This window comes from Bradyrhizobium sp. GW821-FHT13H06 (assembly GCF_058803975.1).
In genome coordinates this window covers 516595-538938 of the sequence record NZ_JBXAPN010000004.1, presented here as the reverse complement: position 1 = coordinate 538938, position 22344 = coordinate 516595, and the positions used below count along the sequence as shown (strand labels likewise).

Genomic DNA, 22344 nt, shown 5'->3' with positions numbered 1-22344 from the left:
CTTCGCGCTCGATCTGCGTTGATCGTCCAGTACCTAGTCGGGCGAGAACCAGATCGGGCGCAGCCACGGCTTGCCGTCAATCGGTGAGGGGATGGCTTGCACGAGGGCGCTGCTCGGGCCACGCGCCCGAACGAGCCACGTCGTTGCAGCAATGGCTCCGTATGCCACGGCAGCGCCGCCAATAACGTCCACGCCATAATGCGCGCCGCAGAGTGGCGTTCCGGCGATGAGAAGGAGATTCAAGGGAACGAGAACGAAGCGCAAGATTCGGATCGGCCAAAGAGCCCAAGCAAACAAAATGGCATTGGCCGTGTGAAAGCTCGGGAAGGAGATCAGCCCCTCCACCGACCGAAAATCGATGACGCGTAGCGTTCCGTTGCGAAGTCCCTCCAGGACAGGGAAATAGCTGTGCCCGCCGTCCGGCAGGGTTGATAGTTCGGTGGCAACCCTGTCCACATAGATTATCGCGTTTGCGGCCGGAATGAAGCACGCGATTGCGGCGGTCGCCGTTACAGCAACCGCAAATGCGATGATGTAGAACTGCAATCGGTCAAGCCGTCGGGTCAGAATGGCGGCGGCCAGCACCAAGATATTCTGCGACATCATGGAGTTGTAGGCGAGGGAAAGTGCGTTGCGAAGTCCTTCGTGCTTTTTCACGACAGCGAGATAGCCGGCGCGATCGAATCCAAGCCACTGATCCATGGCGTGGAGGTCGGCGTCCCGGTAAGGCAGCGGCACTGTGGACGCGGCGTAGCTCAGCATCACTCCCATGAGGATCACGACAACGAGCTGGCCAAAGCAGATGAGGCCGCGCGCGATCTTTGGATTCGGTCGAACGAAACTGAAATATATGGCGCAGAAAGCATAGCATGACATCAACACGAGGGTATCGGCTGACACTTCAATGCTGCAGCTTAAACCGACAAGGCTGAGCGAGAGCGCCGCCAAGAGAGCGATCGCCAAGGTGGCCTGCCACGTAATGGTGGACAGCAGTCGGTCATCCGTGTTCGACCGGTCGTGCATTTTCCTCTGCCGCAGCTTTTGGTTGAAATGGATGGAGACGCCGCACGAAGGAATCCTTAATGCGCCGTAGACCAAGTCGGTCCCGGCGTAGCTTGAGAGAGCGCGACGTCTGCTGCCGATGAGGCGGCTCGGGCAAGCTGGCTGGAACAGGGCAGCAGGGCGGCGTTGGATTTACCAAAGTGTCCGTGGAGCTCGGATCTCCGGCAGTCCGGCGCTGGGAGGCTGGGCCGCCCCGCTTTTCGTGAAGGTTAGGGTGCGGCTGGCGCTGGGCTCAGCTTGGTGTTGATGCTCGTGAATACATCGCTCAATGCCGTGCCGGTGTTCTTGACCGCAGCAATGATTGCGAGCGCAATGCCCTCGGCGATCAGGCCATATTCGATAGCCGTAGCGCCGCTTTCGTCAGCCAGACAGAAACCTCTTGAACGTATGCAAGTTCGTCTCCTTATGATTGCTTTATTAGCGTGTAGCAACTGGTTGTAACAACTTGTTTCTACTCGTGAAGGAATTAAGGAGGCTTGAATCCGAACCGTTAATTTGAGTCCAACTCGAATGTTTCACACGGTTGCTGGAAGCCGCGTGAGTACGGTCGCGGCCGTCTGCTGCGGAAGACCGTATGTCGGGAACGACCGTCTTCAGTCTTGACCGGCGAGCCGAAGGTCGAAGGGAGCTCGAGGCGGAAGTCGACGCTTTCGACTCAGCCACGCTGTGCCTCGAGCCGACTATGAGGCCGCCCAGGCGAGCGGTGGTGCTATCCTACCGCCGCAGCGTGAACTCGTCCGCACCGCGCCGGTGCTCCCATTTCGCCTGCTCCAGTTCGGGCCGGTCGCACTCGATCTCCGGATAGCCGATGCAGAGATAAGCGATGAATTTCCAGGAGCTGGGCACGTCGAGAATGGCGTGAATCCGATCCGGGCTCAGGATCGACACCCAGCCGAGACCGATGCCCTCGGCGCGCGCGGCGAGCCACATCGCGGTGATCGCGGCGACCACGGAATATTCGGTCGTCTCCGGCATGGTCGCGCGACCGAGGCCGTGGCCGATGTCGCTGGTCTTGTCCGCGAACACGGCGAGGTGACCAGGGGCCTGTTCGAGACCCGAGAGTTTCAGCGTGGCATAGCGCGCGGCGCGCTCGCCGACATAGGCGTTCAGCGCGTCGGCGTTGCATGATCTGAAATCGTCGATCACAGCGCGGCGCCGCGCGTCGTCGTCGACGGTGACGAAGCGCCAGGGCTGGCTGAGGCCGACCGAAGGCGAGAGGCAGGCGGTCTCGATCAGGCGATCGACGGCGCCGGCCGGCAATAGGTCGCTGCGAAAGCGGCGCACGTCGCGGCGCCACACGAACAGCTCGCGCAAATGCTGGCGGAAGGCGTCATCGAACTCGACCATGACGTCAATGTCCCTCCGGGAAGGAGGCGGCAACCAGCAGGATCAGGATCTCGCCCAGCTGCTCGAACGCCCCGAGGATGTCGCCGGTCTGCCCACCGATCTGGCGGATGGCAAGCCGCGCCAGCATGAGGCCGGCGAGCGACAGCAGGACCAGGCCGGCCAGCGCCTTGCCCGGCCCCAACGTCAGGGCCAGCGCGAGGGTTCCAACAGCGAAGGCAATGGCCACGCTGCGGCCCGGCGGCGATCCGGCGCCGGCCGACAGCCCATCAGTCCGCGCCGGGCTGACCAGCGACATGAAGGCCGGCACACCGGCGCGGGCAGCAGCGTGCGCAGCGCACAGCGCGAGCATGACGGCCCAGGGATCGGCGATCGCCGCGAGCGCGCTCCAGCGCAGGCCGAACGTCAGGATCAGTGCGCAGACGCCATAGGTCCCGATCCGGCTGTCGCGCATGATCTCGAGCTTGCGCTCGCGTGTCCGGCCTCCACCGAGTCCGTCCGCGGTGTCGGCAAGTCCGTCCTCGTGCAACGCGCCGGTGATGAGAGCGGTCGTGGCCAGCACGAGCAGCGCGGCGGGGCCCGATGTCAGTCCGAAGCGAATGGAGATCATGTAGATGAAGGCGCCGGCGAGGCCGACCAGCAATCCCGCCACGGGCAGCGCCCAGGTTGCGCGCGCGATCGCGCCGTCGCCGGCGGGCTTCGACGATGCCACGGGCAGGATCGTCACGAACGACGCCGCGATCCTGAGATCGGCGACGACGTCTCGCAAGAGCTCGGCGCGCGGGATCATTTCAGCTTCATCGGCAGGCCGGCGACGACGAACTCGACCTCATCGGCGACATCGGCAATGATCTGATTCATGATCCCGGCGGCGTCGCGGAAGCTGCGCGCCAGCGCGTTGTCGGGCACGATGCCGAGGCCGACTTCGTTGGTCACAAGGACGACGGGGCTGCTGAGGCGGGGCAGGGCGCCGGCGAGATCTCGCACGTCTCGCTCCCAGTCGCGCGCCGCATGCATCAGGTTGGAGAGCCACAGCGTCAGGCAGTCCACGAGCCTCGCGCCCCCGCCATCGGTTGCGAGCAGCGCCGGCACGAGATCGAGCGGGACCTCGCGCTCGATCCAATCGGTTCCGCGCCGCGCGCGGTGTCGTGCGATGCGTTCCTCCATTTCACCATCGAGCGCCTCGGCGGTTGCGATGTAGACGGGCTGGCCGGGAAAGCTGCGCGCGCGCGCTTCCGCCCGGGTGCTCTTGCCCGATCGCGCTCCGCCAGTGATCAAGATGACGGCCATGAAGGTCTCCTGTCGCCAGCACTAATCATCAAACGCGGGCAAAGACAAAGCCGAAATCAGGCGGCGGGGGCTTGCGCTCGGCCGCGGTCTTGCGCAACAGGGACGGAGCGAGACGGGAGATTTGCGTGGATTTTGCGGGGGCCATGGCAGTGGCGATGGCGGTGGATGCCCTTCTGGGCTGGCCGTCGTGGCTGTTCGCGCGGATCGGCCATCCCGTCACCTGGCTGGGCTGGCTGATTGCCGCGATCGACTCGGCCTGGAATCGCGCGTCCGATCCGCCGGCGTTGCGCCGCGCTGCCGGCGTTGCCGGTGCACTCGTGGTGATCGCGCTCTCCGTCGCGCTCGGTTGGGGGCTTCAATCCTTGCTTCCTTCAGGCTGGATCCAGATCGTGCTGGTGGGCGTCCTGGCCTGGCCCCTGGTCGCCTTGCGCTCGCTCCACGACCACGTCGCCGCCGTCGCGGCCCCGTTGCGGGACGGCGACGTCGCCGCTGCACGAGACGCAGTCTCGCGCATCGTCGGCCGCGATCCAGCGGCGCTCGATGAAGCCGGCATCGCGCGGGCGGCGATCGAGAGCCTCGCGGAGAACGCCTCCGACGGCATCGTGGCGCCCGTGTTCTGGGGCGCGCTGTTCGGCCTGCCTGGAATCCTCGGCTACAAGGCCATCAACACGCTCGATTCCATGATCGGTCATCGCAGCGAACGGCACGAAGCGTTCGGCTGGGCGGCGGCGCGCATCGACGATGTCGCCAATTTCATTCCGGCGCGGGTGACAGGATTTCTCTTCGTGCTGCTGGCGCCGCACCGGTCGGAGGCGCTGTCGTGCATGACGCGGGATGCGCGCCGCCACCGCTCGCCCAATGCCGGCTGGCCGGAAGCGGCCATGGCTGGCGGGCTCGGTGTGCGGCTCAGCGGCCCCCGCATCTATCACGGCAGCGTCGCCAACGAGCCTTGGCTGAACGAAGGCGCGCGCGATCCGCGCGCCGCGGACATCGACGAGGCACTGACGCTGTACCGTCGCGCCATGCTGCTGCTCGCCGGCCTGCTTGCGGTCCTGGCTTTCGCGTGAAACAACGGGGCATGCGCGAGCACGGTGGAAATCTGGATCAGGCCCGGCAGCGTTTTGGTGGACGCGCGGAGGACTGGATCGATCTGTCGACCGGGATCAACCGGCTGCCTTATCCGGTGGGTGAGGTGAGCTTGCATGCGTGGAGCGCGCTGCCGTCGCGTGCCGAGATCGAGGCGCTGCATCGGGCCGCGCAGCAGGCCTACCGCACCGGTGCACCGGTCGTTGCGATGGGTGGCGCGCAGGCCGCCATTCAATTGCTGCCGCAACTGGCACCGCCCGGTCGCGCCCGCATCCTCGGCCCGACCTACAATGAATATGCTGGGGTCCTGTCGGCTGCAGGCTGGGACGTCCAGGAGGTTGAGAACCTCGACGCGCTGGCGGGCGCGGACCTCGCCGTCGTCGTCAATCCCAACAATCCCGACGGCCGGCATCATATGCCCAGGGATCTGCTGGCAATGCTGCCGCGCGTCGGCCGTCTCGTGATCGACGAGAGCTTTGCGGATGCCGTGCCGCAATTGTCGCTCGCTCCCGAAGCGGATCGGCCGGGACTTTTGATATTGCGCTCCTTCGGAAAGTTCTATGGCCTTGCCGGCCTGCGCCTCGGCTTTGTGATCGGCAATGCCGCCGACATCGCCAGACTCGCGGCGATGTCGGGTCCATGGCCGGTCTCGGGGGCGGCGATTGCGATCGGCTGTCGCGCCTTGCACGACCAGGCCTGGGCCGAGGCCACGTCGGCGCGGCTTGCGCGCGACTGCGGCCGCCTCGACGACATGGCGCGAGCGCGAGGCTGGCGGCTTGTTGGCGGCACGCCGCTGTTTCGCTCGTACGAAACGCCTGACGCGCGTGCCGCGCAGGAGAAGCTCGCGCGTCGCCAAATCTGGTCGCGCGTCTTTGCGCAGAAGCCGACATGGCTGCGCCTCGGGCTTCCCGGCAGCGAAGCCGAATGGGCGCGGCTCGGCGAGGCCCTGGCGCATGATGAACATGAGCTTGGTCGCAGCAACGACGATGCACTCCCTCTGCTGCTTGCGGGAGAGGGTGTTTCCGCGACGGGACAATCCCCAAGAGGAGAAAGCCCTCACCCGGCGCTTCGTGCCGACCTCTCCCGCAAGCGGGAGAGGTGAACGAGCCGCGGCCGTCGGTTCAACCTAACGTTCTCTAGCGCGCTAGCGCGAGCAGGCCGTCGACGTCGAGATGGGTTTCGATGTGATCGGCGAGGGCATCGAGCGCGCTTTCGACCCTGGCGTGATAGGGCTCGTCGCCCGCGGGAATGTCGAGCTTGGCCAGGAACGCCTTGCGGAAACCATCCGACGTGAACAGGCCGTGCAGATAGCTGCCCTGCACGCGTCCATCCTGCGAGATCGCGCCTTCCGGCTCGCCATTCAGTTTTGCGAACGGGCGGGCGCGATCGGGGCCGTCGGTGCGGCCGATATGGATTTCGTAGGCCTCGATCGGCTGCCCCGTGGCGGCATGCACGGCCGCAACCCGCGTCAGCGTCTTCTGCGGGCTCATCACCGTGTTCACGTCCAGAAGTCCGAGGCCCGGAGTCTCGCCCGCGGGGCCCTCGATGCCGTCAGGGTCAGCGACGCTGTGCCCGAGCATCTGATAGCCGCCGCAGAGGCCGAGCACATGGCCGCCCCTGCGGTGGTGCGCGAGAAGATCGATGTCCCAGCCCTGCGCGCGCAGGAAGGCGAGATCGCCTCGCGTGGATTTCGAGCCCGGGATGATGACGAGCCTGACATCACCGGGAATGGCGTCGCCCGGACGCACCATGAGGAGATCGACGCCCGGCTCGAGCTTGAGCGGATCAAGATCGTCGAAATTGGCAATCCGCGACAGAGCGAGGCAGGCGATCTTGCATCGGCCCGGCTTTCGCGCGTCGCTCAGGCCCAGCGCATCCTCGGCCGGCAGCTCGCCGGCACGCGCGAACCAGGGCAGCACGCCGAAGCCGCGCCAGGACGTCTTGTCTTCGATCAGTCTGTAGCCGTCGTCGAACAGCGTGGGATCGCCGCGGAACTTGTTGATGACAAATCCACGGATCATCGCGGCATCGTCGGCGTCGATCACCGTCTTGATGCCGACGAGCTGCGCGATCACGCCGCCGCGGTCGATGTCGCCGACCAGCACGACCGGCACGTCCGCCTTGCGCGCAAAGCCCATATTGGCGATGTCGGCCTTGCGCAGGTTCACCTCGGCCGGGCTGCCGGCACCTTCCACCAGCACGAGATCGGCGCGCGCCTTCAGCCGCTCGAAGCTCTCCAGCACCGCGCCCATCAATGATGGCTTCATCGCGGCGTAGTCGCGCGCACGCGCCGTGGCGATGCGCTTGCCGTGAACGATGACCTGCGCGCCGACATCGGTCTCGGGCTTCAGCAGCACCGGGTTCATGTCGGTATGCGGCTCGACGCCGGCGGCGAGCGCCTGGAGCGCCTGGGCGCGGCCGATCTCGCCACCGTCGACGGTGACGGCCGCGTTGTTCGACATGTTCTGCGGCTTGAAGGGCAGCACGCGCAAGTCCCGCCGCGTGAAGGCACGCGCAAGGCCGGCGACGATGAGCGACTTGCCCACGTCCGAACCGGCTCCCTGGATCATCAATGCGCGCGTCATTGCCGAAGAGACTCAGAACTCGACGCCGGCTTGCGCCTTGATGCCGGAGCGGAACGGGTGCTTCACCAGCGTCATCTCGGTGACGAGATCGGCGATCTCGATCAGCTCGTCCTTGGCGTTGCGGCCGGTGAGCACGACATGCGTCATCGGCGGCTTTTGCGTCGAAAGGAATTCGACCACTTCGGTGATGTCGAGATAATCGTAGCGCAGCGCGATGTTGATCTCGTCGAGCACGACCATGCGCAAGCTCTCATCGAGGATCAGCTCCTTGGCCTTCTCCCAGCCGGCGCGCGCGGCGGCGATGTCGCGGGCGCGGTCCTGCGTCTCCCAGGTGAAGCCTTCGCCCATGGCGTGGAACTGGCAGAGATCGCCGAAATGGCCGGTGAGCAGGCGCCGCTCGCCGGTGTCCCAGGCGCCCTTGATGAATTGCACCACCGCGCAGGGGAAGCCATGGGCGACGCAGCGGACGATCATGCCGAACGCCGAGGAGGATTTGCCCTTGCCGCTGCCGGTGTGGACGATGATCAGGCCCTTTTCGCCGCTCTTGGTCGCCATGATCTTGTCGCGGGCGGCCTTCTTCTTCGCCATCTTCTGGGCGTGCCGGGCGTCGGTTTCCTCGCCCGTTCGGGTGTCCGGTTCAGGCGTCATCGGTCCAGTCCTTCGGCTTGACAAGTGGCAGCCACGGGCAAATGGTGGCCCGGCGTTGGTTCCTGTCCTATGACAGGCGAAGAGGGAATGCGATAGGGTCCGAATCGGCAAGATTTGGGTCCAAAATGCAGCCGCCCCCGCGACCGTGACCGGAGAGATGCCCGAAGCCACTGATTCCCGCGGGAATCGGGAAGGCGGGGATCGAAGGGCAAAGCCCTGCTCCGCAAGCCGGGAGACCTGCCAGCGCGACGAGTTTTGGACCGGCGGACGGGGTGTTCCGCGACGGGGAAACGGCCTCTCGAGTCAGGGTCCGTGTGCCTCTCGCCTCCCGCTGTTTATCCTGGAAGAGGCGATGACCGTCACACTTCACGTCTGCATCACCTGCCGCGCCGGCCAGACGCTTGGCGAGGGCGAGACGACGCCCGGCAAGCGCCTGCATGGCGCGATCCTCGACGCCGGCGTCCCCGAGGGCGTCAATGTGGTTCCCGTCGAATGCCTGTCGGCCTGCAGCCAGGGCTGCTCGGTCGCGCTCAGCGCGCCCGGCCGCTGGTCCTATGTCTATGGCCGCCTGTCGGAGACGAATGCGCAGGACGTGGTCGCAGGCGCGGCGGCCTATGCGGCTGCGCCCGACGGCCTCGTGCCCTGGCGCAGCAGGCCGGAAATCTTCCGCAAGCAGTCGCTTGCCCGCATTCCCCCCATTGCCGTCGTGCCGGAGGCCGCCGAATGAATTCGCTCGCAAAAGTTCCAGTGACGGTGGTCACCGGTTTTCTCGGGTCCGGCAAGACCACGCTGATCCAGCATCTGCTCGCCAATGCGAACGGCAAGAAGCTCGCAGTGCTCGTCAACGAGTTCGGCAGCGAGGGCGTCGACGGCGAGATATTGAAGTCGTGCGCCGATGCGAACTGTCCGGAGGAGAATATCATCGAGCTCGCCAACGGCTGCATCTGCTGCACCGTCGCCGACGATTTCATTCCGACGATGGAGAAATTGCTGGCGCGCCCGGTGCGGCCCGATCACATCCTGATCGAGACCTCGGGCCTGGCGCTGCCGAAGCCGCTGCTCAAAGCGTTCGACTGGCCGCAGATCCGCTCGCGCATCACGGTGGACGGCGTGATCGCGCTGGCCGATGCCGAGGCTGTCGCGGCCGGCCGCTTCGCGCCGGACCCGATTGCCGTCGAAGCGCAGCGCGCGGCGGACGACAATCTCGACCACGAGACGCCGCTGTCGGAAGTGTTCGAGGACCAGATCGCCTGCGCGGACATCGTGCTGCTGACCAAGGCGGATCTCGCGGGCGCGGCCGGAATCGAAGCCGCCAGGGCGGCGATCACCGCCGAGATGCCGCGCCGCGTGCCGATGCTTTCCGTCACCGACGGTGCGATCGATGCGCGCGTCATTCTCGGCCTTGGCGCTGCCGCCGAGAACGATCTCGCCGCGCGTCCGTCGCATCATGACGGCGAGGAGGAGCACGAGCACGACGATTTCGCTTCCGTCGTGATCGATCTGCCGGAGGTCGCGGATATCGATGTGCTGGTCGCCTCGGTCCAGCGTCTGGCGCGCGAGCAGAACGTGCTGCGTGCCAAGGGCTATATCGCGGTCGCGGGCAAGCCGATGCGCCTCTTGCTGCAGGCGGTCGGCGAGCGCGTGCGCCACCAGTTCGACAGGCCCTGGGGCGCGGGTCTCAGGCAGTCCAAGCTCGTCGTGATCGGCGAGCATGGCGATATCGACGAGGCCGCGATCAGGTCAGGACTTGGTATTTGATGCACGTCGTTTTCCGCGAGAGCCGTGGTCTCGAGGAGACCGCGACGCCAAGAGACATCGGCCAGGACCCGGCCGATCTCGTGGTGCTCTCGTATTCGGATTCCGATCTTGCGGCGTTCGCGGCCGGCTGGCGGCGTGGCCGGAGCAGCCTGCCGTCGCTGCGGCTCGCCAATCTCGCCGAGCTCCGGCATCCGCTGTCGGTCGATACCTATGTCGAGCGCACGCTGTCGCAGGCGCGCGGCATCCTGGTGCGCCTGATCGGCGGCGAGTCCTACTGGCCCTACGGGCTCGCGGCACTCCAGCAAGTGGCGAAGGATCGCAACATCGTGCTCGCCGTGCTGCCGGCCGATGGCCGCGACGACACGCGGCTCGATTCGTATTCGACCTTGCCGGTCTCGACGCTGCGGCGGCTCAAGGTACTTTGCGACACCGGCGGTCCGGTCGCGGCGCAGGCGGCGATCGCGCAGCTCGCGCTGGCCTCGGGCCTCTATGCAGGACCGGTGGTCGGCGAGATGACCGTGCCCGAGATGGGATTTTACGATCCCCCGCGTGGCGTCATGGCCGCGCCGGCGGGTGCCGAGGAGAAGCCGCGCGCGCTGGTGACGTTCTATCGCTCCTATCTCACTGCCGCGGACACGGGACCGGTCGATGCCCTGATTGCGGCGCTGCGCGAGCGCGGCTTTGATGCGTATGGCGTATTCGTCGGCTCGCTGAAGGCTCCCGGCGTCGCGGATTGGCTCCGCGCGCATCTTGCGCAGGATGCTCCAGCCGCGATCGTCAATGCAACGGCGTTCTCCGCGATCGGCGATGACGGCACGACGCCGTTCGATGCCGCGACTTGCCCCGTGTTTCAGGTCGCGCTCTCGACGGCGCGGCGCGAGGACTGGGCGAGCTCGCTGCGCGGTCTGTCGCCTGGCGACCTCGCCATGCATGTGGTGCTGCCCGAAGTCGACGGCCGCCTGTTCGCGGGCGTGGTGAGCTTCAAGTCGGCCGCGATGCGCGATCCCGATCTGCAATTCTCGCATCTGGCGCACACGCCCGACGCGTTGCGGGTGAAGGCCGTCGCCGCGCGCGTCGCGGCCTGGCGGCGCCTTGCCGAGACGCCGGCCGGCGAGAAGCGGCTGGCGATCGTGCTGTCGAACTATCCCGGCCGGCCACACCAGATCGCGCATGCGGTTGGTCTCGATGCGCTGGCTTCGGTCGAAGCGTTGTTGTCCGATCTCGCTGAGGCCGGATTCGCTGTTGCTCCGGTTCATGCGCTCGGCGAGACGCTGCTGAAGCAGCAATTGATCTGGAATGTCGCCGATTATCGCGCTGCGCTGTCGCGCCTGCCGCAATCGTTGCAGGACGATCTCGCTCAGGCCTGGGGCGCGCCGGAAGACGATCCGAGCTGCCGCGACGGCGCGTTCCATTTCGCCGCGATCGAATGTGGTCAGTCGATCGTCGCAATTCAGCCGGAACGCGGCGAAGCGGCCTCGCGCGATGCCGACTATCACGATCTCGCCCGCACGCCGCGCCATGCCTACGTTGCCTTCCATCTCTGGCTCAGGCAGCAGGGCTGTGATGCCGTCCTGCATATGGGCGCGCACGGCACGCTGGAGTGGCTGCCCGGGAAATCCGTGGCGCTGTCATCGAGCTGCTGGCCGGAAGCGCTGACCGGCGATCTTCCCGTCATCTATCCCTTCATCGTCAACGATCCCGGCGAGGCTGCGCAGGCCAAGCGGCGCATCGGCGCGGTCACGATCGGCCATTTGCCGCCGCCGCTGGAAACATCCGCGGTGCCGGAAGGCCTGCGCCGGCTCGAACGGCTGCTCGATGAATATTCGACCGCCGATGGTCTCGATCCCGCCCGTCGCCAGCGCCTGATCGCGGCGATCCGCGACGAGGCCCGTGCCGCCGGCCTCGAAGAGGATCTCGGCCTCGATGCCTCGGCAGCGCCGGCCGAAGCTATCCCGCGGATCGATCGCTTCGTCTGCGATCTCAAGGAGAGCCAGTTCGGCGACGGCCTGCACGTGTTCGGCCGCGGCGCTTGCGCTGATGCGGAGCGGGACGCGCTGCTTGCTGCGCTGGCGGGCCGGCGCGTTGCGCCGGGCCCATCGGGCTCGCCCTATCGCGGACGCCAGGACGTGCTGCCGACCGGGCGCAATCTCTTCGCCGTCGATCCGCGCGCGGTGCCGACGCCGTCCGCGCATGCGCAAGGCATCAAGCTTGCGGAGGAGCTGCTCCGCCGTCACTTGCAGGATCATGGCGACTGGCCGAAGGGCCTCATCGTCGATCTCTGGGGCTCGGCGACGATGCGCACGGCGGGCGAGGAATTCGCCATGGCGTTGCACCTGGCCGGCCTCGCGCCGCGCTGGGATCACGCCTCCGGCCGCGTCACCGGCTACGACATCGTCGCGCCGGCCGAGCTCGGCCGGCCGCGCATCGACGTCACGCTGCGCGTGTCGGGGCTGTTTCGCGATGTCTTTTCCGGGCTTGCGCAATTGTTCGAAGCTGCCGCCGAGGCGCTCGCGGGCCACGCGGAGGAGGGCGAGGAGAACCCGTATCGTCACCGTACCTCACGCGTCTTCGCGCCGCGCCCAGGACACTATGGCGTCGGATTGTCCGCGATCCCGGATGCCTTCACGTCTGAGACACGCGATGCGGCGGGCGAGGCCTGGCTATCGGCATCGTCCTGGGCCTTCTCGGCAGATGGTGCGATGCAGCCAGATCGCGCCGGCATCGAGCAGCGGCTCGCGTCTGCCGACGCCTTCGTCCATGTGCAGGACTTGCCCGAAACCGACTTGCTGCTTGCCGCCGACTATGCCGCACATGAAGCAGGCGTCGCTGCGGCTGCGGCACATCTCGGCGCGGAGGGGCCATCGCTCTATCACCTCGACGCGACACGCCCCGAGCAACCTCGCGCGCGCACGCTGACGGAGGAGATTTCGCGTGTCGTCCGGGCACGCGCGGTCAATCCGGCGTGGATCGCCGGCATGATGCGGCATGGTTTTCGCGGCGCCGCCGAGATCACCGCGACGCTGGAGCACATGGCCGCCTTCGCGCATCTCGCGGGCGCCGTGCCGCCGCATTTGTTCGACCTCTATTACGATGCCACGCTCGGCAACGACGACGTCCGGGCCTTCATGGCCAATGCAAATCCGTCCGCGCTCGCCGCGATGGAGACCTGCTTCACACGCCTGCACGAAGCCTCACTCTGGCGAACCCGCCGCAATTCGATCGCGGCGGCGCTGCGGGAGGCCTCATGAGCGCGGGCGCAGTCAAAGGCTGGTGTCCCGGCGCGCTGCGCCCGATGCTGTCGGGCGATGGGTTCGTGGTGCGCGTGCGTCCGTTTGGCGGGCGACTTGAAGCGCCACAGATCTCCGGGCTTGCCGAACTGGCCGAACGCTTCGGCAATGGTCTGATCGACGTCACACGCCGGGCCAATCTCCAGATCAGGGGCGTCAAGGAGGAGGACCATCGGCCGTTGCTCGACGGCCTTGCGCAGCTGGCGCTGCTCGACCCCGACGCTGACATCGAAGCTCGGCGCAACATCCTGGTGACGCCGTTCTGGAGCAACGGCGACGAAACGCAATCGCTCGCCGCGGAGCTCGAGGAGGCGCTCGCCGATTCCGGCCTTGCGCTTCCCACCAAGTTCGGCTTCGCCATCGACGACGGAAGGTCGCGCGTTCTTGCCGGCGATTCCGCCGACATACGCATCGAGCGCGACCGCTCGGGCCGTCTCCTGGTGCGGGCCGACGGCGCAAGGCTCGGCCGCTCCGTCGCACGTGGACAGGCCGTCAGCACGGCGCTGGCGCTCGCAAGCTGGTTCATCATCTCCGGCGGCGCGAGGGCCGGGCGAGGCCGCATGGCAGCCCACATCGCGTCCGGCACCGCGTTGCCTCAATCGCTGCGCGGCGAGACCGAACCCGCGCCCGTCATGGCCGCGGCGCGGCCCGGGCACTATCCGCAAGGCGCGATGGTCGGCGTCGCGTTCGGCCAGATTCTGCACGCGACGCTCCATCAGTTCTCTGCTTGCGGACATGCGCTGCGCATGACGCCCTGGCGGATGGTGCTCAGCGAGGGCAAGCGCGAAATGCCGAGCGGGGCGGGCCTCATTACCGAGCCGTACGACCCGGCGCTGCGCGTGATAGCCTGCAGCGGCGCGCCGCGCTGCCGGGAAGCTCACGCCGATACGCGCGCACTCGCAGCAGCGCTGGCGCCGCGGATTGCCGCCGATGCGCGGCTCCATGTCTCGGGCTGCGGCAAGGGCTGCGCCCATTCCGGCACGGCTGCGGTCACGCTGATTGCGACGCATGCCGGTTTCGATCTCGTCCGCGACGGCTCGACCCGCGACGAGCCGGTCCTGCGCGGTCTCAACGGCGCCGATATCGTCAGCGATCCCTCCATCCTGGTCGGAGGGAACTGATGCCGCACACCTACGAGACCGACGGCGCCGCGATCTACCGGCAATCCTTCGCGACCATTCGGGCCGAGGCCGATCTTGCGCGCTTTACGCCCGACGAGGAGCCGGTCGTGGTGCGCATGATCCACGCCGCCGGCATGGTCGGCCTGGAGGCGCATATCCGCTTCACATCGGGCATGGCGACGCTCGCGCGCGCGGCCCTGCAGAAGGGCGCGCCGATCCTGTGCGATGCGCGCATGGTCTCGGAAGGCATCACGCGCGCAAGACTTCCCGCGGCCAATGCTGTCATCTGCACGCTCGGAGACCCCGCCGTTCCTGCTCTCGCGCAATCCATGCGCAACACGCGCTCGGCCGCGGCGCTGGAGCTGTGGCGGCCGCATCTCGACGGTGCGATCGTCGCGATCGGCAACGCACCGACCGCGCTGTTTCATCTGCTCAACATGCTGGAGGATCGCGACTGCCCGCGGCCTGCGGCGATCATCGGCTGTCCCGTCGGCTTCGTCGGTGCCGCCGAATCGAAAGCCGCGCTGATGGCCGATCCGCCGGTCCCGGCATTGACGGTCGAAGGCCGCCTCGGTGGCTCCGCGATCACGGTTGCTGCCGTCAACGCGCTGGCGAGCCGGAGCGAATAGCCATGGGACGTATCATCTGCTGCGGTCTCGGCCCCGGCGATCCTGATCTGATGAGCGTGCGCGCCGATCGCACGGTTCGCAAGGCGCAGCATGTCGCCTATTTCCGCAAGAAGGGCAGGCCGGGCCAGGCGCGCCGCATCGTCGAGGGCATGCTGGCTGCCGACGTCACCGAATATCCCATGGAATATCCTGTTACGACGGAGATCGCTTTCGCGAGCCCGGAATATGTCAATTTGCTCGCCGGCTTCTACGACGAATGGGCCGAGCGCCTGGCCCGCCTTTCTCGCGCGGTCGACATCGTCGTGCTCTGCGAGGGCGATCCCTACTTCTACGGCTCCTTCATGCATCTGCACACGCGCCTGCAGGGCCGCGTCGCGATCGAGGTGATCGCCGGCATTCCGGGCATGGTCGGCTGCTGGAACGGCGTCGGACAGCCGATCGCGCTCGGCGACGACGTAACGACCGTGCTGATGGGCACGCTTGGCGAAGACGAACTCGAACGGCGCATGCGCGATTCCGATGCGCTCGTGATCATGAAGACCGGGCGCAACCTCGCCAAGGTGCGCCGCGCGCTCGCGTCCGCAGGCCGGCTGGATGATGCCTGGCTGGTCGAGCGCGGCACCATGCCGGACGAACGGGTGGTGCGGCTCGCCGAGATCGACGCCGCCGACTGTCCGTACTTCGCGATCGTGCTCGTACACGGCAAGGGCCGGCATCTGGATGCCGCCGAATGACGGGCACGCTGACCATCGCGGGTCTCGGCCCGGGCAGCGAGGCGCTGGTGACGCCGGAAGTCTCGGCGGCGCTTGCAGCCGCGACCGACATCCTGGGCTACGCGCCCTATGTCGCCCGGGTGCTGCCGCGACCTGGGCTCACCCTGCATCCGTCAGACAATCGCGAGGAGCTGCAACGCGCGAGCGAGGCCTTGCGGCTGGCGGCCGAAGGCGGCCAGGTCGTCGTCGTGTCGTCCGGCGATCCCGGCGTGTTCGCGATGGCCTCGGCCGTGTTCGAGGCGCTCGAACGGGCGCCGCAATGGCAGGCGCTGCCGATCCGCGTGCTGCCTGGTATCACCGCGATGCTGGCGGCGGCCGCGCATGCCGGCGCGCCGCTCGGTCATGATTTCTGCGCGATCAATCTCTCCGACAATCTCAAGCCGTGGGCGGTGATCGAGAAACGCCTCCGCCTCGCGGCGGAAGCCGATTTTGCCATCGCGATGTACAATCCGCGCTCGGCGAGCCGGCCGGAGGGATTTGGCCGCGCGCTTGCGGTGCTTCGCGAGGCCGGTTGCGGCGAGCGGCTGGTGATCTTCGCGCGCGCGATCAGCGCGGCTGACGAGAGGATCGCGACCGTCACGCTGAACGAAGCGACGCCTGAAATGGCCGACATGCGCACGCTCGTGATCGTCGGCAATTCGCAGACGCGCCGCGTCGGCCGCTGGGTCTATGCGCCGAGGCGGGTAGAATGACCGAGCCACTGCATCACGTCGGCGACCTTCTCGACCCGCAATCGCTCGGGCAGTTGCGGCCGCGAGATCATGATCACGGGCAGGCCGAGCGTACGGGCCGCGTCGATCTTGGCGCGCGCGCCGTCGCCGCCGGAATTGCGGGCGACGATCCAGGCGATACCGCGCGCGCGCATCATCTCCAACTCGCTTGGAAGCGTGAACGGTCCACGCGACACGATCACGTCAGCGGCGAAGGGCAGGGGCGCCTCTGGCGGATCGACGAACCTCAACGTGTAGGCATGCTGTGGCTTGCTCGCGAACGGCGCGATGTGCTGGCGGCCGATGGCGAGGAACACGTTTGTCGGCGCGTCAGGCAGTGCGGCGACTGCGGCGTTGACGTCGCGCGTTTCGATCCACTTATCGCCGGGCGCTCTCGTCCAGGGCGCGCGTTCCAGTGCGATCAGCGGCGCGCCGGTTTCCGCACACGCCTCGATCGCGTTGCGGCTCATCTCGGCTGCGAAGGGATGCGTTGCGTCGATCACATGCGTGATGCTTTCACGACGTATGTAGTCGGCAAGGCCGCTCACGCCGCCGAAGCCGCCGATGCGGGTCGGCAGCGGCTGGTCGGCCGGCGCGCGGGTGCGGCCGCCATAGGAATAGACGGCATCGATGCCGGCGCGCGCGATCTCCGCTGCGAGCAGGCTCGCATCGGCCGTTCCGCCCAGAATGAGGGCGCGCGTCATGTCTGATCCCTGGCTGACAATCATCGGTATCGGAGAAGATGGCCTTGCCGGGCTGTCCGAGGCAAGCCGAAAGGCGCTTGCCAGGGCTGAAACCGTCTTCGGCGGTGAGCGCCATCTCGCGCTTGCGGAGGTTGGCAGCCGCGGCCGTCCGTGGCCGGTGCCGTTCGACGCAAAGATCGTGCTGAGCTGCCGTGGCCGGCCGACGGCGGTGCTCGCCTCCGGCGATCCGTTCTGGCATGGCGCCGGCGCGAGCCTCGCCGAGATGCTCGATGGCGGCGAGTGGATCGCGCACCCCGCGCCGTCGACATTCTCGCTTGCGGTCGCGCGGCTGGGCTGGCGCCTCGAATCCGTGACGTGCCTCGGCCTTCATGCGGCGCCATTCGAGCGTCTCATTCCGCACTTGTCGCAAGGCGCACGCATCCTATGCCTGGTGCGCGACGCAAAGGCGGTCGGCGATCTCACGAAATGGCTGACGCGACGCGGATGGGGCGCCTCACTCGTGTGGACTCTGGCTGCGCTTGGCGGCCCACGCGAAAGTATCGACCAGCATCGCGCCGATCTCTTTGCCGGGGATATCGCGGGCAATCTGGTTGCGGTGGCGGTGCAGGCGCAGGGAGGCCAGGGCATTCCCCGCAGTTCGGGATTGTCGGACGATCTCTTCGTCCATGACGGCCAGATCACCAAGCGGCCGGTGCGCGCGCTCGTCCTCTCGGCGCTGGCGCCGCGGCCCGGCGAACGGCTGTGGGACGTCGGCGCCGGTTCGGGCTCGATCTCGGTGGAGTGGGGGCTGTGCGGCGGGACGGCCACGGCCATCGAGCTGCGCGAAGATCGCGCCGCGAACATTCGCAGCAATGCAGCCGCGTTCGGATTGGCGCATCGGATCGTCATCGTTTCGGGGAAGGCGCCCGAAGCCCTTGCTGCACTGGAGCCGCCGGATGCCGTCTTCATCGGCGGCGGCCTCGATGGCACGATGTTCGACGCCATCTGGGCGCGGCTCTCGCCTGGAGCGCGGTTCGTCGCACATTCGGTCACGCTGGAGACGGAAGCGCTGCTTGCCGAGCTGCACCAGCGCCATGGCGGCGAGCTGATGCGGGTCGAAATCGCGCATGCGGCTCCCCTCGGTCGCTACCGCTCCTGGGAGGCCATGCGGCCGGTGGTGCAATGGAGTGCGATCCGATGAAAGTCGCCGGTCTGGGCTTCAAGAGCGACGTGACGCTCGCCTCGTTGCGGGAGGCGCTCGCGACAGCCGGCGGCCCCGAAGGTCTTGCGGCATTCGCGACCGTCAGCGACAAGGCCGACGCGGAGGCGCTGAAGCAGCTCGCGCAGGAATGCGGTGTGCCGATCAAGGCCGTTCCGGCCGACAGGCTGGCCGGCATCGACACGCCCACGCAGTCAAGACTCGTAATCGAAAAGTTCGGGACGGGATCGCTGGCCGAGGCCGCGGCGCTCGCTGCGGCCGGTCCCCGCGCGCGGCTGATAGCGACACGCGTCGTCTCGCGGGATCGCACCGCGACCGCGGCGATCGCCGAAGGAGACGGCGCATGACGGTGCATTTCATCGGCGCCGGCCCGGGCGCGTCCGATTTGCTGACGCTGCGCGGCCGCGATCTGATCGCAGCCTCTCCGGTCTGTCTCTATGCCGGCTCGCTGGTGCCGGAGGGCGTGCTGGCGCATTGCCCGCCCGGTGCACGCATCGTCAACACCGCGCCGCTCTCGCTCGACGAGATCATCGCGGAGATCGCCGCCGCACATGCAGAAGGCAAGGATGTCGCGCGGCTGCATTCCGGCGACCTCTCGATCTGGTCGGCGATGGGCGAGCAGCTTCGCCGCCTGCGCGCGCTCGGCATTCCCTGTTCGGTGACGCCGGGCGTGCCTGCTTTCTCGGCTGCTGCAGCGGCACTGGAGACCGAGCTGACGCTTCCTGGTCTCACTCAGACCGTGGTGCTGACGCGCACGCCGGGCCGCGCCAGCGCAATGCCTGAAGGCGAGAAGCTCGCCGCATTCGCCGCGACCGGCGCGGTGCTCGCGATCCATCTGTCGATCCACCTGCTCGACAAGGTCGTGGCCGAGTTGACGCCGCATTACGGCGCGGACTGCCCGGTCGCGATCGTCTGGCGCGCGAGCTGGCCGGACCAGCGCATCGTCCGCGCGACGCTTGGCACGCTTGATGCGGCCGTGGGCAGCGAGATGGAGCGAACCGCGCTGATCCTGGTCGGCAGGACGCTTGGTGCTGCGGATTTCGACGAGAGCCGTCTCTATGCCGCCGACTACGACCGCCGCTATCGGCCGGTCGGCGCCGAGCCGCGTTTTCCGGAGGCATCGTGATGGCCGCAGCGCTCGTCATCTCCGCGCCAGCCTCCGGTGTCGGCAAGACCACGCTGACGCTGGCGCTCGCGCGCGCGTGGCGCAATCGCGGACTGAACGTCCAGTGCTTCAAGAGCGGGCCCGACTACATCGATCCCGCGTTCCACGCCGCCGCGACGGGCCGCGCCTCCGTCAACGTCGACAGCTGGGCGATGGATCGCGGAGCGATCGCGCATCTCGTCAGCCGCGGTGCCGACGCCGACGTCGTGCTCGCAGAGGGCTCGATGGGCCTGTTCGACGGTGTCGCCGCGCGCGGCGTCTCCGGCACCGGCGCCACCGCCGACATCGCGGAGATGCTGGGCTGGCCCGTGGTTGTGGTGATCGATCCGTCGGGCCAGGCGCAGACTGCGGCGGCGATCGCCGCAGGCCTTCGCGACTATCGTGCCGGCGTGCGTCTTGCGGGCGTCGTGCTCAACCGCGTCGCCAGCCCGCGTCATGAGGATCTGGTGCGGCGCGCGCTCGACGACATCGGCATCGCCGTGTTCGGCGCGCTGCCGCGTCATGCCGAGATCAGCCTGCCGAAGCGGCATCTCGGCCTGGTGCAGGCCGAGGAGCGGGCCGAGATCGGCCAGCTGATCGACGAGGCCGCGCGCTTCGTCGCCGAGCATGTCGATCTCGATGCCGTGTTGCGATCGGCGGCGCTCTGGTCGCCGCAACCCGCCGCGAACGGTCTCAACGTGGCGCCACCCGGGCAACGCATTGCGCTCGCCCGCGATGCGGCTTTCTCCTTCGTCTATCCGCACATGCTGGAGGCCTGGCGCGCGGCGGGCGCCGAGATCTCGACATTCTCGCCGCTTGCCGATGAAACGCCTGACGCGAGCGCCGACGTCTGCTGGCTTCCTGGCGGCTATCCCGAACTGCACGCCGGCAAGCTCGCGGCCAATGCGCGCTTTCGGAGCGGCCTGCGCGCCTTCGCCGAGACACGGCCGGTCCACGGCGAGTGCGGAGGCTATATGGTTCTGGGCACAAGCCTCACCGATGCCGACGGGCTCCGCCATGAGATGACGGGCCTGCTCGGCCTCGAGACCAGCTTTGCCAAACGCCGCATGCATCTGGGCTATCGTCTCGCCGAACTGGCTGCGCCGATGCCGGGGCATCAGCCCGGTGCACGCCTGCGCGGTCACGAGTTCCACTATTCGACGATCGTCGCGCAGCCGGACGCGCCGCTGGCGGTCGTGCACGATGCGACGGGCGCCGCCATGGCCGAAACCGGCTCGCGGCGCGGCCACGCCACCGGTACATTCTTTCATCTGATCGCGGAGGACCGGTGAAAGGATTCGTGTCGTTCATTTCCGCCGGACCCGGCGATCCCGAGTTGCTCACGGTGAGGGGCGCTGCGCGGCTGCGCGAGGCCGACGTCGTGCTCTATGACGACCTCGCCTCCGGCGCGATTCTGGATCTCGCCCGACCCGGCGCCAATCTCGTCGCGGTGGGAAAGCGGGCAGGGCGGCCCTCGACCAAGCAGCACCACGTCAACCGTCTCCTGGTGGACTATGCCGCGACGGGCGCGCGCGTGGTGCGGCTCAAGTCCGGCGATGCCGGCATTTTCGGCCGGCTCGAGGAGGAGCTGGAGACGCTGCGCGAAGCCGGCATCGGCTATGAGATCGTTCCCGGCGTCACTGCGGCCTGCGTCGCCGCCGCCCAGGCCGGCATTCCCCTGACCCGTCGGCATACCTCCCGCCGGGTGCAGTTCATCACGGGGGCCGATGTCAGCGGCGAGCTGCCGTCCAACCTGAACTGGGCGGCGCTGGCCGATCCCGAGGCCACGACCGTGGTCTATATGGGCCGGCGCACCTTTCCGGCGCTTGCCGCAAAATTGATCGCGCACGGCCTCGCCCCGAACACGCCCGCACTGTTTGCCGAATCCCTCGGCCGTCCCGACGAGCGGCTCGTCCGCACCACCATTGCCGAGCTCGCCGAGCAGCTTGCGCGAGGCGGCGCCGCGTCCACGGCGGCCGTGATCCTGTTCGGCGCGCTGGCGGGGGATTATCCGTCATGACGGCGGCGGTCGCCCTTCGCCTCTTGACGCCCGGCTCGCGAAAGGCGCACACAGGAGAGGCATGGTGCTCGACGCGGCGCAAAGCGCCGGAGCATAATCGGGAATGGGGGTGGGCGGACCCAGTTGCGGCGCCCAAAACCCCAGCCGCCCCCGCGACTGTAAGCGGTGAGGGGCTCCGAATCGCCACTGGGCCGCAAGGTCCGGGAAGGCCGGAGAACCCAGTGAACCGCGAGCCAGGAGACCGGCCCTGCACGTTTTGAGACCAAGGCCGTCGGGTGTGACGCAGGAAGGAATTGAGCCATGCATATCGAACCGGGAATCGTCACGGGCGCCAAGCTCGTATTGAGTTACGCAACCGGCATCGCCGCAGGCGGCGTTGCGCTGAAGCTGGCGGCCGAAACCGTCCGCACGCAGGGCGTCGGCTCGTTCGCCGCGCGCACGCTCGCCACCACGGGCCTCGTCTTCACCTTCTTCCAGGTCCTGCCGCACTTCCCGGTCGGCGTCTCCGAAGTGCACTTCATCCTCGGCTCGACCTTGTTCCTGCTGTTTGGTGCTGCGCCCGCCGCCTTCGGCCTCGCATTCGGCCTGCTGCTCCAGGGGCTGTTGTTCGAGCCCGCCGACCTGCCGCAATACGGCATGAACGTCACCACGCTGCTGGTGCCGCTGTTCGCGATCCAGGCCATCGCCACGCGCATCATTTCGCGTAACACCGCCTATGTCGATCTGAAGTACGGTCAGGCGCTGGCGCTGTCGACGACTTATCAAGCGGGTGTTGTCGCCTGGGTGGCATTCTGGGCGCTCTACGGCTCCGGTTTTGCCATGAGCAACCTCGCCAACATCGCGACCTTCGCGGCCTCCTACGCGCTGGTCATCGTGATCGAGCCGCTGGCAGACCTCGCAGTGCTGGCGCTGGCGAAGTCGCTGCGCGGGGTCACCGCGCCCGGCCTCGTCACTCCGCGCCTGCACAGCGGCGCCTGAGAGACAA

General features: G+C 67.6%; 23 protein-coding genes and 2 riboswitches. Of the genes, 15 read left to right on the top strand and 8 right to left on the bottom strand.

The window, feature by feature from the left end; genetic code table 11:
• Positions 1 to 33: 33 nt before the first annotated feature.
• The 5 genes from AC1RQP_RS19865 to cobU all read right to left on the bottom strand — a co-directional run bounded on the left by AC1RQP_RS19865 (position 34) and on the right by cobU (position 3696).
• Positions 34 to 1098 (bottom strand): phosphatase PAP2 family protein, encoded by a 1065-nt coding sequence (locus AC1RQP_RS19865; RefSeq protein ID WP_239622586.1) that lies wholly within the window; start codon positions 1096 to 1098, stop codon positions 34 to 36.
• Between the two features lie 173 nt (positions 1099 to 1271).
• Entirely contained in the window at positions 1272 to 1451 is a 180-nt protein-coding gene (locus tag AC1RQP_RS19860) for a Flp family type IVb pilin (RefSeq protein ID WP_239629679.1), read from the bottom strand.
• Between the two features lie 325 nt (positions 1452 to 1776).
• Positions 1777 to 2409 (bottom strand): 5,6-dimethylbenzimidazole synthase, encoded by a 633-nt coding sequence (bluB, locus tag AC1RQP_RS19855; protein ID WP_239622587.1) that lies wholly within the window; start codon positions 2407 to 2409, stop codon positions 1777 to 1779.
• Between the two features lie 4 nt (positions 2410 to 2413).
• Positions 2414 to 3196 carry an adenosylcobinamide-GDP ribazoletransferase gene (cobS, locus tag AC1RQP_RS19850; protein ID WP_239622589.1) on the bottom strand — a complete coding sequence of 261 codons (783 nt, stop codon included), beginning with the start codon at positions 3194 to 3196 and terminating at the stop codon, positions 2414 to 2416.
• Positions 3193 to 3696: a bifunctional adenosylcobinamide kinase/adenosylcobinamide-phosphate guanylyltransferase gene (gene cobU, locus AC1RQP_RS19845; protein ID WP_239622590.1), complete on the bottom strand. Its 504-nt coding sequence runs from the start codon at positions 3694 to 3696 to the stop codon at positions 3193 to 3195. The genes cobS and cobU overlap by 4 nt, the downstream gene beginning before the upstream one ends.
• A 125-nt stretch (positions 3697 to 3821) precedes the next feature.
• On the opposite strand from cobU, the gene cbiB reads away from it, so the two are divergent.
• Complete coding sequence (gene cbiB, locus AC1RQP_RS19840; protein WP_239622592.1) at positions 3822 to 4763, top strand: adenosylcobinamide-phosphate synthase CbiB; 942 nt, start codon at positions 3822 to 3824, stop codon at positions 4761 to 4763.
• Positions 4764 to 4774: 11 nt separating this feature from the next.
• Positions 4775 to 5884, top strand: coding sequence for a threonine-phosphate decarboxylase CobD (gene cobD / locus AC1RQP_RS19835; RefSeq protein ID WP_492938218.1), 1110 nt, complete (start codon positions 4775 to 4777; stop codon positions 5882 to 5884).
• Between the two features lie 34 nt (positions 5885 to 5918).
• Here cobD and AC1RQP_RS19830 read toward each other — a convergent pair whose 3' ends face one another.
• Together AC1RQP_RS19830 and cobO are read right to left on the bottom strand one after the other, a co-directional pair.
• Positions 5919 to 7367 carry a cobyric acid synthase gene (locus AC1RQP_RS19830; protein ID WP_492938217.1) on the bottom strand — a complete coding sequence of 483 codons (1449 nt, stop codon included), beginning with the start codon at positions 7365 to 7367 and terminating at the stop codon, positions 5919 to 5921.
• A gap of 12 nt (positions 7368 to 7379) precedes the next feature.
• Positions 7380 to 8015 carry a cob(I)yrinic acid a,c-diamide adenosyltransferase gene (cobO, locus tag AC1RQP_RS19825; RefSeq protein WP_239622595.1) on the bottom strand — a complete coding sequence of 212 codons (636 nt, stop codon included), beginning with the start codon at positions 8013 to 8015 and terminating at the stop codon, positions 7380 to 7382.
• A 39-nt stretch (positions 8016 to 8054) separates the two neighbouring features.
• Positions 8055 to 8274, top strand: a riboswitch (cobalamin riboswitch).
• Between the two features lie 93 nt (positions 8275 to 8367).
• On the opposite strand from cobO, the gene AC1RQP_RS19820 reads away from it, so the two are divergent.
• From AC1RQP_RS19820 to cobJ, 7 genes are read left to right on the top strand one after another with little or no spacing between them, the layout of a single operon-like run.
• On the top strand, positions 8368 to 8742 hold the full coding sequence (locus tag AC1RQP_RS19820; RefSeq protein WP_239622596.1) for a DUF1636 family protein: 375 nt from the start codon (positions 8368 to 8370) through the stop codon (positions 8740 to 8742).
• The gene (gene cobW / locus AC1RQP_RS19815; protein WP_492938216.1) at positions 8739 to 9773 is read left to right on the top strand and encodes a cobalamin biosynthesis protein CobW; all 1035 of its coding nucleotides are present in this window, start codon (positions 8739 to 8741) and stop codon (positions 9771 to 9773) included. Before AC1RQP_RS19820 ends, cobW begins: the two co-directional genes overlap by 4 nt.
• Positions 9773 to 13021 carry a cobaltochelatase subunit CobN gene (cobN, locus tag AC1RQP_RS19810; RefSeq protein ID WP_492938215.1) on the top strand — a complete coding sequence of 1083 codons (3249 nt, stop codon included), beginning with the start codon at positions 9773 to 9775 and terminating at the stop codon, positions 13019 to 13021. Before cobW ends, cobN begins: the two co-directional genes overlap by 1 nt.
• On the top strand, positions 13018 to 14181 hold the full coding sequence (gene cobG, locus AC1RQP_RS19805; protein WP_492938214.1) for a precorrin-3B synthase: 1164 nt from the start codon (positions 13018 to 13020) through the stop codon (positions 14179 to 14181). The genes cobN and cobG overlap by 4 nt, the downstream gene beginning before the upstream one ends.
• On the top strand, positions 14181 to 14810 hold the full coding sequence (locus AC1RQP_RS19800; protein WP_239622601.1) for a precorrin-8X methylmutase: 630 nt from the start codon (positions 14181 to 14183) through the stop codon (positions 14808 to 14810). Before cobG ends, AC1RQP_RS19800 begins: the two co-directional genes overlap by 1 nt.
• A gap of 2 nt (positions 14811 to 14812) precedes the next feature.
• The gene (locus AC1RQP_RS19795; protein ID WP_492938213.1) at positions 14813 to 15544 is read left to right on the top strand and encodes a precorrin-2 C(20)-methyltransferase; all 732 of its coding nucleotides are present in this window, start codon (positions 14813 to 14815) and stop codon (positions 15542 to 15544) included.
• Positions 15541 to 16275, top strand: coding sequence for a precorrin-3B C(17)-methyltransferase (gene cobJ / locus AC1RQP_RS19790; protein WP_239622604.1), 735 nt, complete (start codon positions 15541 to 15543; stop codon positions 16273 to 16275). Before AC1RQP_RS19795 ends, cobJ begins: the two co-directional genes overlap by 4 nt.
• On the opposite strand, the gene AC1RQP_RS19785 is transcribed toward cobJ, so the two are convergent.
• On the bottom strand, positions 16251 to 16997 hold the full coding sequence (locus AC1RQP_RS19785) for a cobalt-precorrin-6A reductase (protein WP_492938212.1): 747 nt from the start codon (positions 16995 to 16997) through the stop codon (positions 16251 to 16253). The two genes, cobJ and AC1RQP_RS19785, sit on opposite strands and share 25 nt — an antisense overlap.
• Here AC1RQP_RS19785 and cbiT point away from each other — a divergent pair.
• The 6 genes from cbiT to AC1RQP_RS19755 all read left to right on the top strand — a co-directional run bounded on the left by cbiT (position 16996) and on the right by AC1RQP_RS19755 (position 22337).
• Positions 16996 to 18177 carry a precorrin-6Y C5,15-methyltransferase (decarboxylating) subunit CbiT gene (gene cbiT, locus AC1RQP_RS19780; protein ID WP_492938211.1) on the top strand — a complete coding sequence of 394 codons (1182 nt, stop codon included), beginning with the start codon at positions 16996 to 16998 and terminating at the stop codon, positions 18175 to 18177. The genes AC1RQP_RS19785 and cbiT overlap by 2 nt on opposite strands.
• A complete protein-coding gene (locus tag AC1RQP_RS19775) occupies positions 18174 to 18542 on the top strand; it encodes a cobalamin biosynthesis protein (protein WP_492938210.1) in 369 nt (122 codons plus the stop codon). Before cbiT ends, AC1RQP_RS19775 begins: the two co-directional genes overlap by 4 nt.
• Positions 18539 to 19321: a precorrin-4 C(11)-methyltransferase gene (cobM, locus tag AC1RQP_RS19770; protein ID WP_492938209.1), complete on the top strand. Its 783-nt coding sequence runs from the start codon at positions 18539 to 18541 to the stop codon at positions 19319 to 19321. The genes AC1RQP_RS19775 and cobM overlap by 4 nt, the downstream gene beginning before the upstream one ends.
• Complete coding sequence (locus AC1RQP_RS19765; RefSeq protein ID WP_492938208.1) at positions 19321 to 20631, top strand: cobyrinic acid a,c-diamide synthase CobB; 1311 nt, start codon at positions 19321 to 19323, stop codon at positions 20629 to 20631. Before cobM ends, AC1RQP_RS19765 begins: the two co-directional genes overlap by 1 nt.
• Positions 20628 to 21359: a uroporphyrinogen-III C-methyltransferase gene (cobA, locus tag AC1RQP_RS19760; RefSeq protein WP_492938207.1), complete on the top strand. Its 732-nt coding sequence runs from the start codon at positions 20628 to 20630 to the stop codon at positions 21357 to 21359. The genes AC1RQP_RS19765 and cobA overlap by 4 nt, the downstream gene beginning before the upstream one ends.
• A 45-nt stretch (positions 21360 to 21404) precedes the next feature.
• Positions 21405 to 21623, top strand: a riboswitch (cobalamin riboswitch).
• Between the two features lie 36 nt (positions 21624 to 21659).
• Positions 21660 to 22337, top strand: a complete 678-nt coding sequence (locus AC1RQP_RS19755) for an energy-coupling factor ABC transporter permease (RefSeq protein WP_492938206.1) — start codon at positions 21660 to 21662, stop codon at positions 22335 to 22337.
• Positions 22338 to 22344 lie beyond the last annotated feature (7 nt).

Bases quoted from the DNA above. Each gene is read 5' to 3' on its own strand.
- bluB (WP_239622587.1), bottom strand. From the start codon at position 2,409: ATGGTCGAGTTCGATGACGCCTTCCGCCAGCATTTGCGCGAGCTGTTC.
- cobS (WP_239622589.1), bottom strand. From the start codon at position 3,196: ATGATCCCGCGCGCCGAGCTCTTGCGAGACGTCGTCGCCGATCTCAGG.
- cobU (WP_239622590.1), bottom strand. From the start codon at position 3,696: ATGGCCGTCATCTTGATCACTGGCGGAGCGCGATCGGGCAAGAGCACC.
- cobD (WP_492938218.1), top strand. From the start codon at position 4,775: ATGCGCGAGCACGGTGGAAATCTGGATCAGGCCCGGCAGCGTTTTGGT.
- AC1RQP_RS19830 (WP_492938217.1), bottom strand. From the start codon at position 7,367: ATGACGCGCGCATTGATGATCCAGGGAGCCGGTTCGGACGTGGGCAAG.
- cobO (WP_239622595.1), bottom strand. From the start codon at position 8,015: ATGACGCCTGAACCGGACACCCGAACGGGCGAGGAAACCGACGCCCGG.
- AC1RQP_RS19820 (WP_239622596.1), top strand. From the start codon at position 8,368: ATGACCGTCACACTTCACGTCTGCATCACCTGCCGCGCCGGCCAGACG.
- cobW (WP_492938216.1), top strand. From the start codon at position 8,739: ATGAATTCGCTCGCAAAAGTTCCAGTGACGGTGGTCACCGGTTTTCTC.
- cobN (WP_492938215.1), top strand. From the start codon at position 9,773: ATGCACGTCGTTTTCCGCGAGAGCCGTGGTCTCGAGGAGACCGCGACG.
- cobG (WP_492938214.1), top strand. From the start codon at position 13,018: ATGAGCGCGGGCGCAGTCAAAGGCTGGTGTCCCGGCGCGCTGCGCCCG.
- AC1RQP_RS19800 (WP_239622601.1), top strand. From the start codon at position 14,181: ATGCCGCACACCTACGAGACCGACGGCGCCGCGATCTACCGGCAATCC.
- AC1RQP_RS19795 (WP_492938213.1), top strand. From the start codon at position 14,813: ATGGGACGTATCATCTGCTGCGGTCTCGGCCCCGGCGATCCTGATCTG.
- cobJ (WP_239622604.1), top strand. From the start codon at position 15,541: ATGACGGGCACGCTGACCATCGCGGGTCTCGGCCCGGGCAGCGAGGCG.
- cbiT (WP_492938211.1), top strand. From the start codon at position 16,996: ATGTCTGATCCCTGGCTGACAATCATCGGTATCGGAGAAGATGGCCTT.
- AC1RQP_RS19785 (WP_492938212.1), bottom strand. From the start codon at position 16,997: ATGACGCGCGCCCTCATTCTGGGCGGAACGGCCGATGCGAGCCTGCTC.
- AC1RQP_RS19775 (WP_492938210.1), top strand. From the start codon at position 18,174: ATGAAAGTCGCCGGTCTGGGCTTCAAGAGCGACGTGACGCTCGCCTCG.
- cobM (WP_492938209.1), top strand. From the start codon at position 18,539: ATGACGGTGCATTTCATCGGCGCCGGCCCGGGCGCGTCCGATTTGCTG.
- AC1RQP_RS19765 (WP_492938208.1), top strand. From the start codon at position 19,321: ATGGCCGCAGCGCTCGTCATCTCCGCGCCAGCCTCCGGTGTCGGCAAG.
- AC1RQP_RS19755 (WP_492938206.1), top strand. From the start codon at position 21,660: ATGCATATCGAACCGGGAATCGTCACGGGCGCCAAGCTCGTATTGAGT.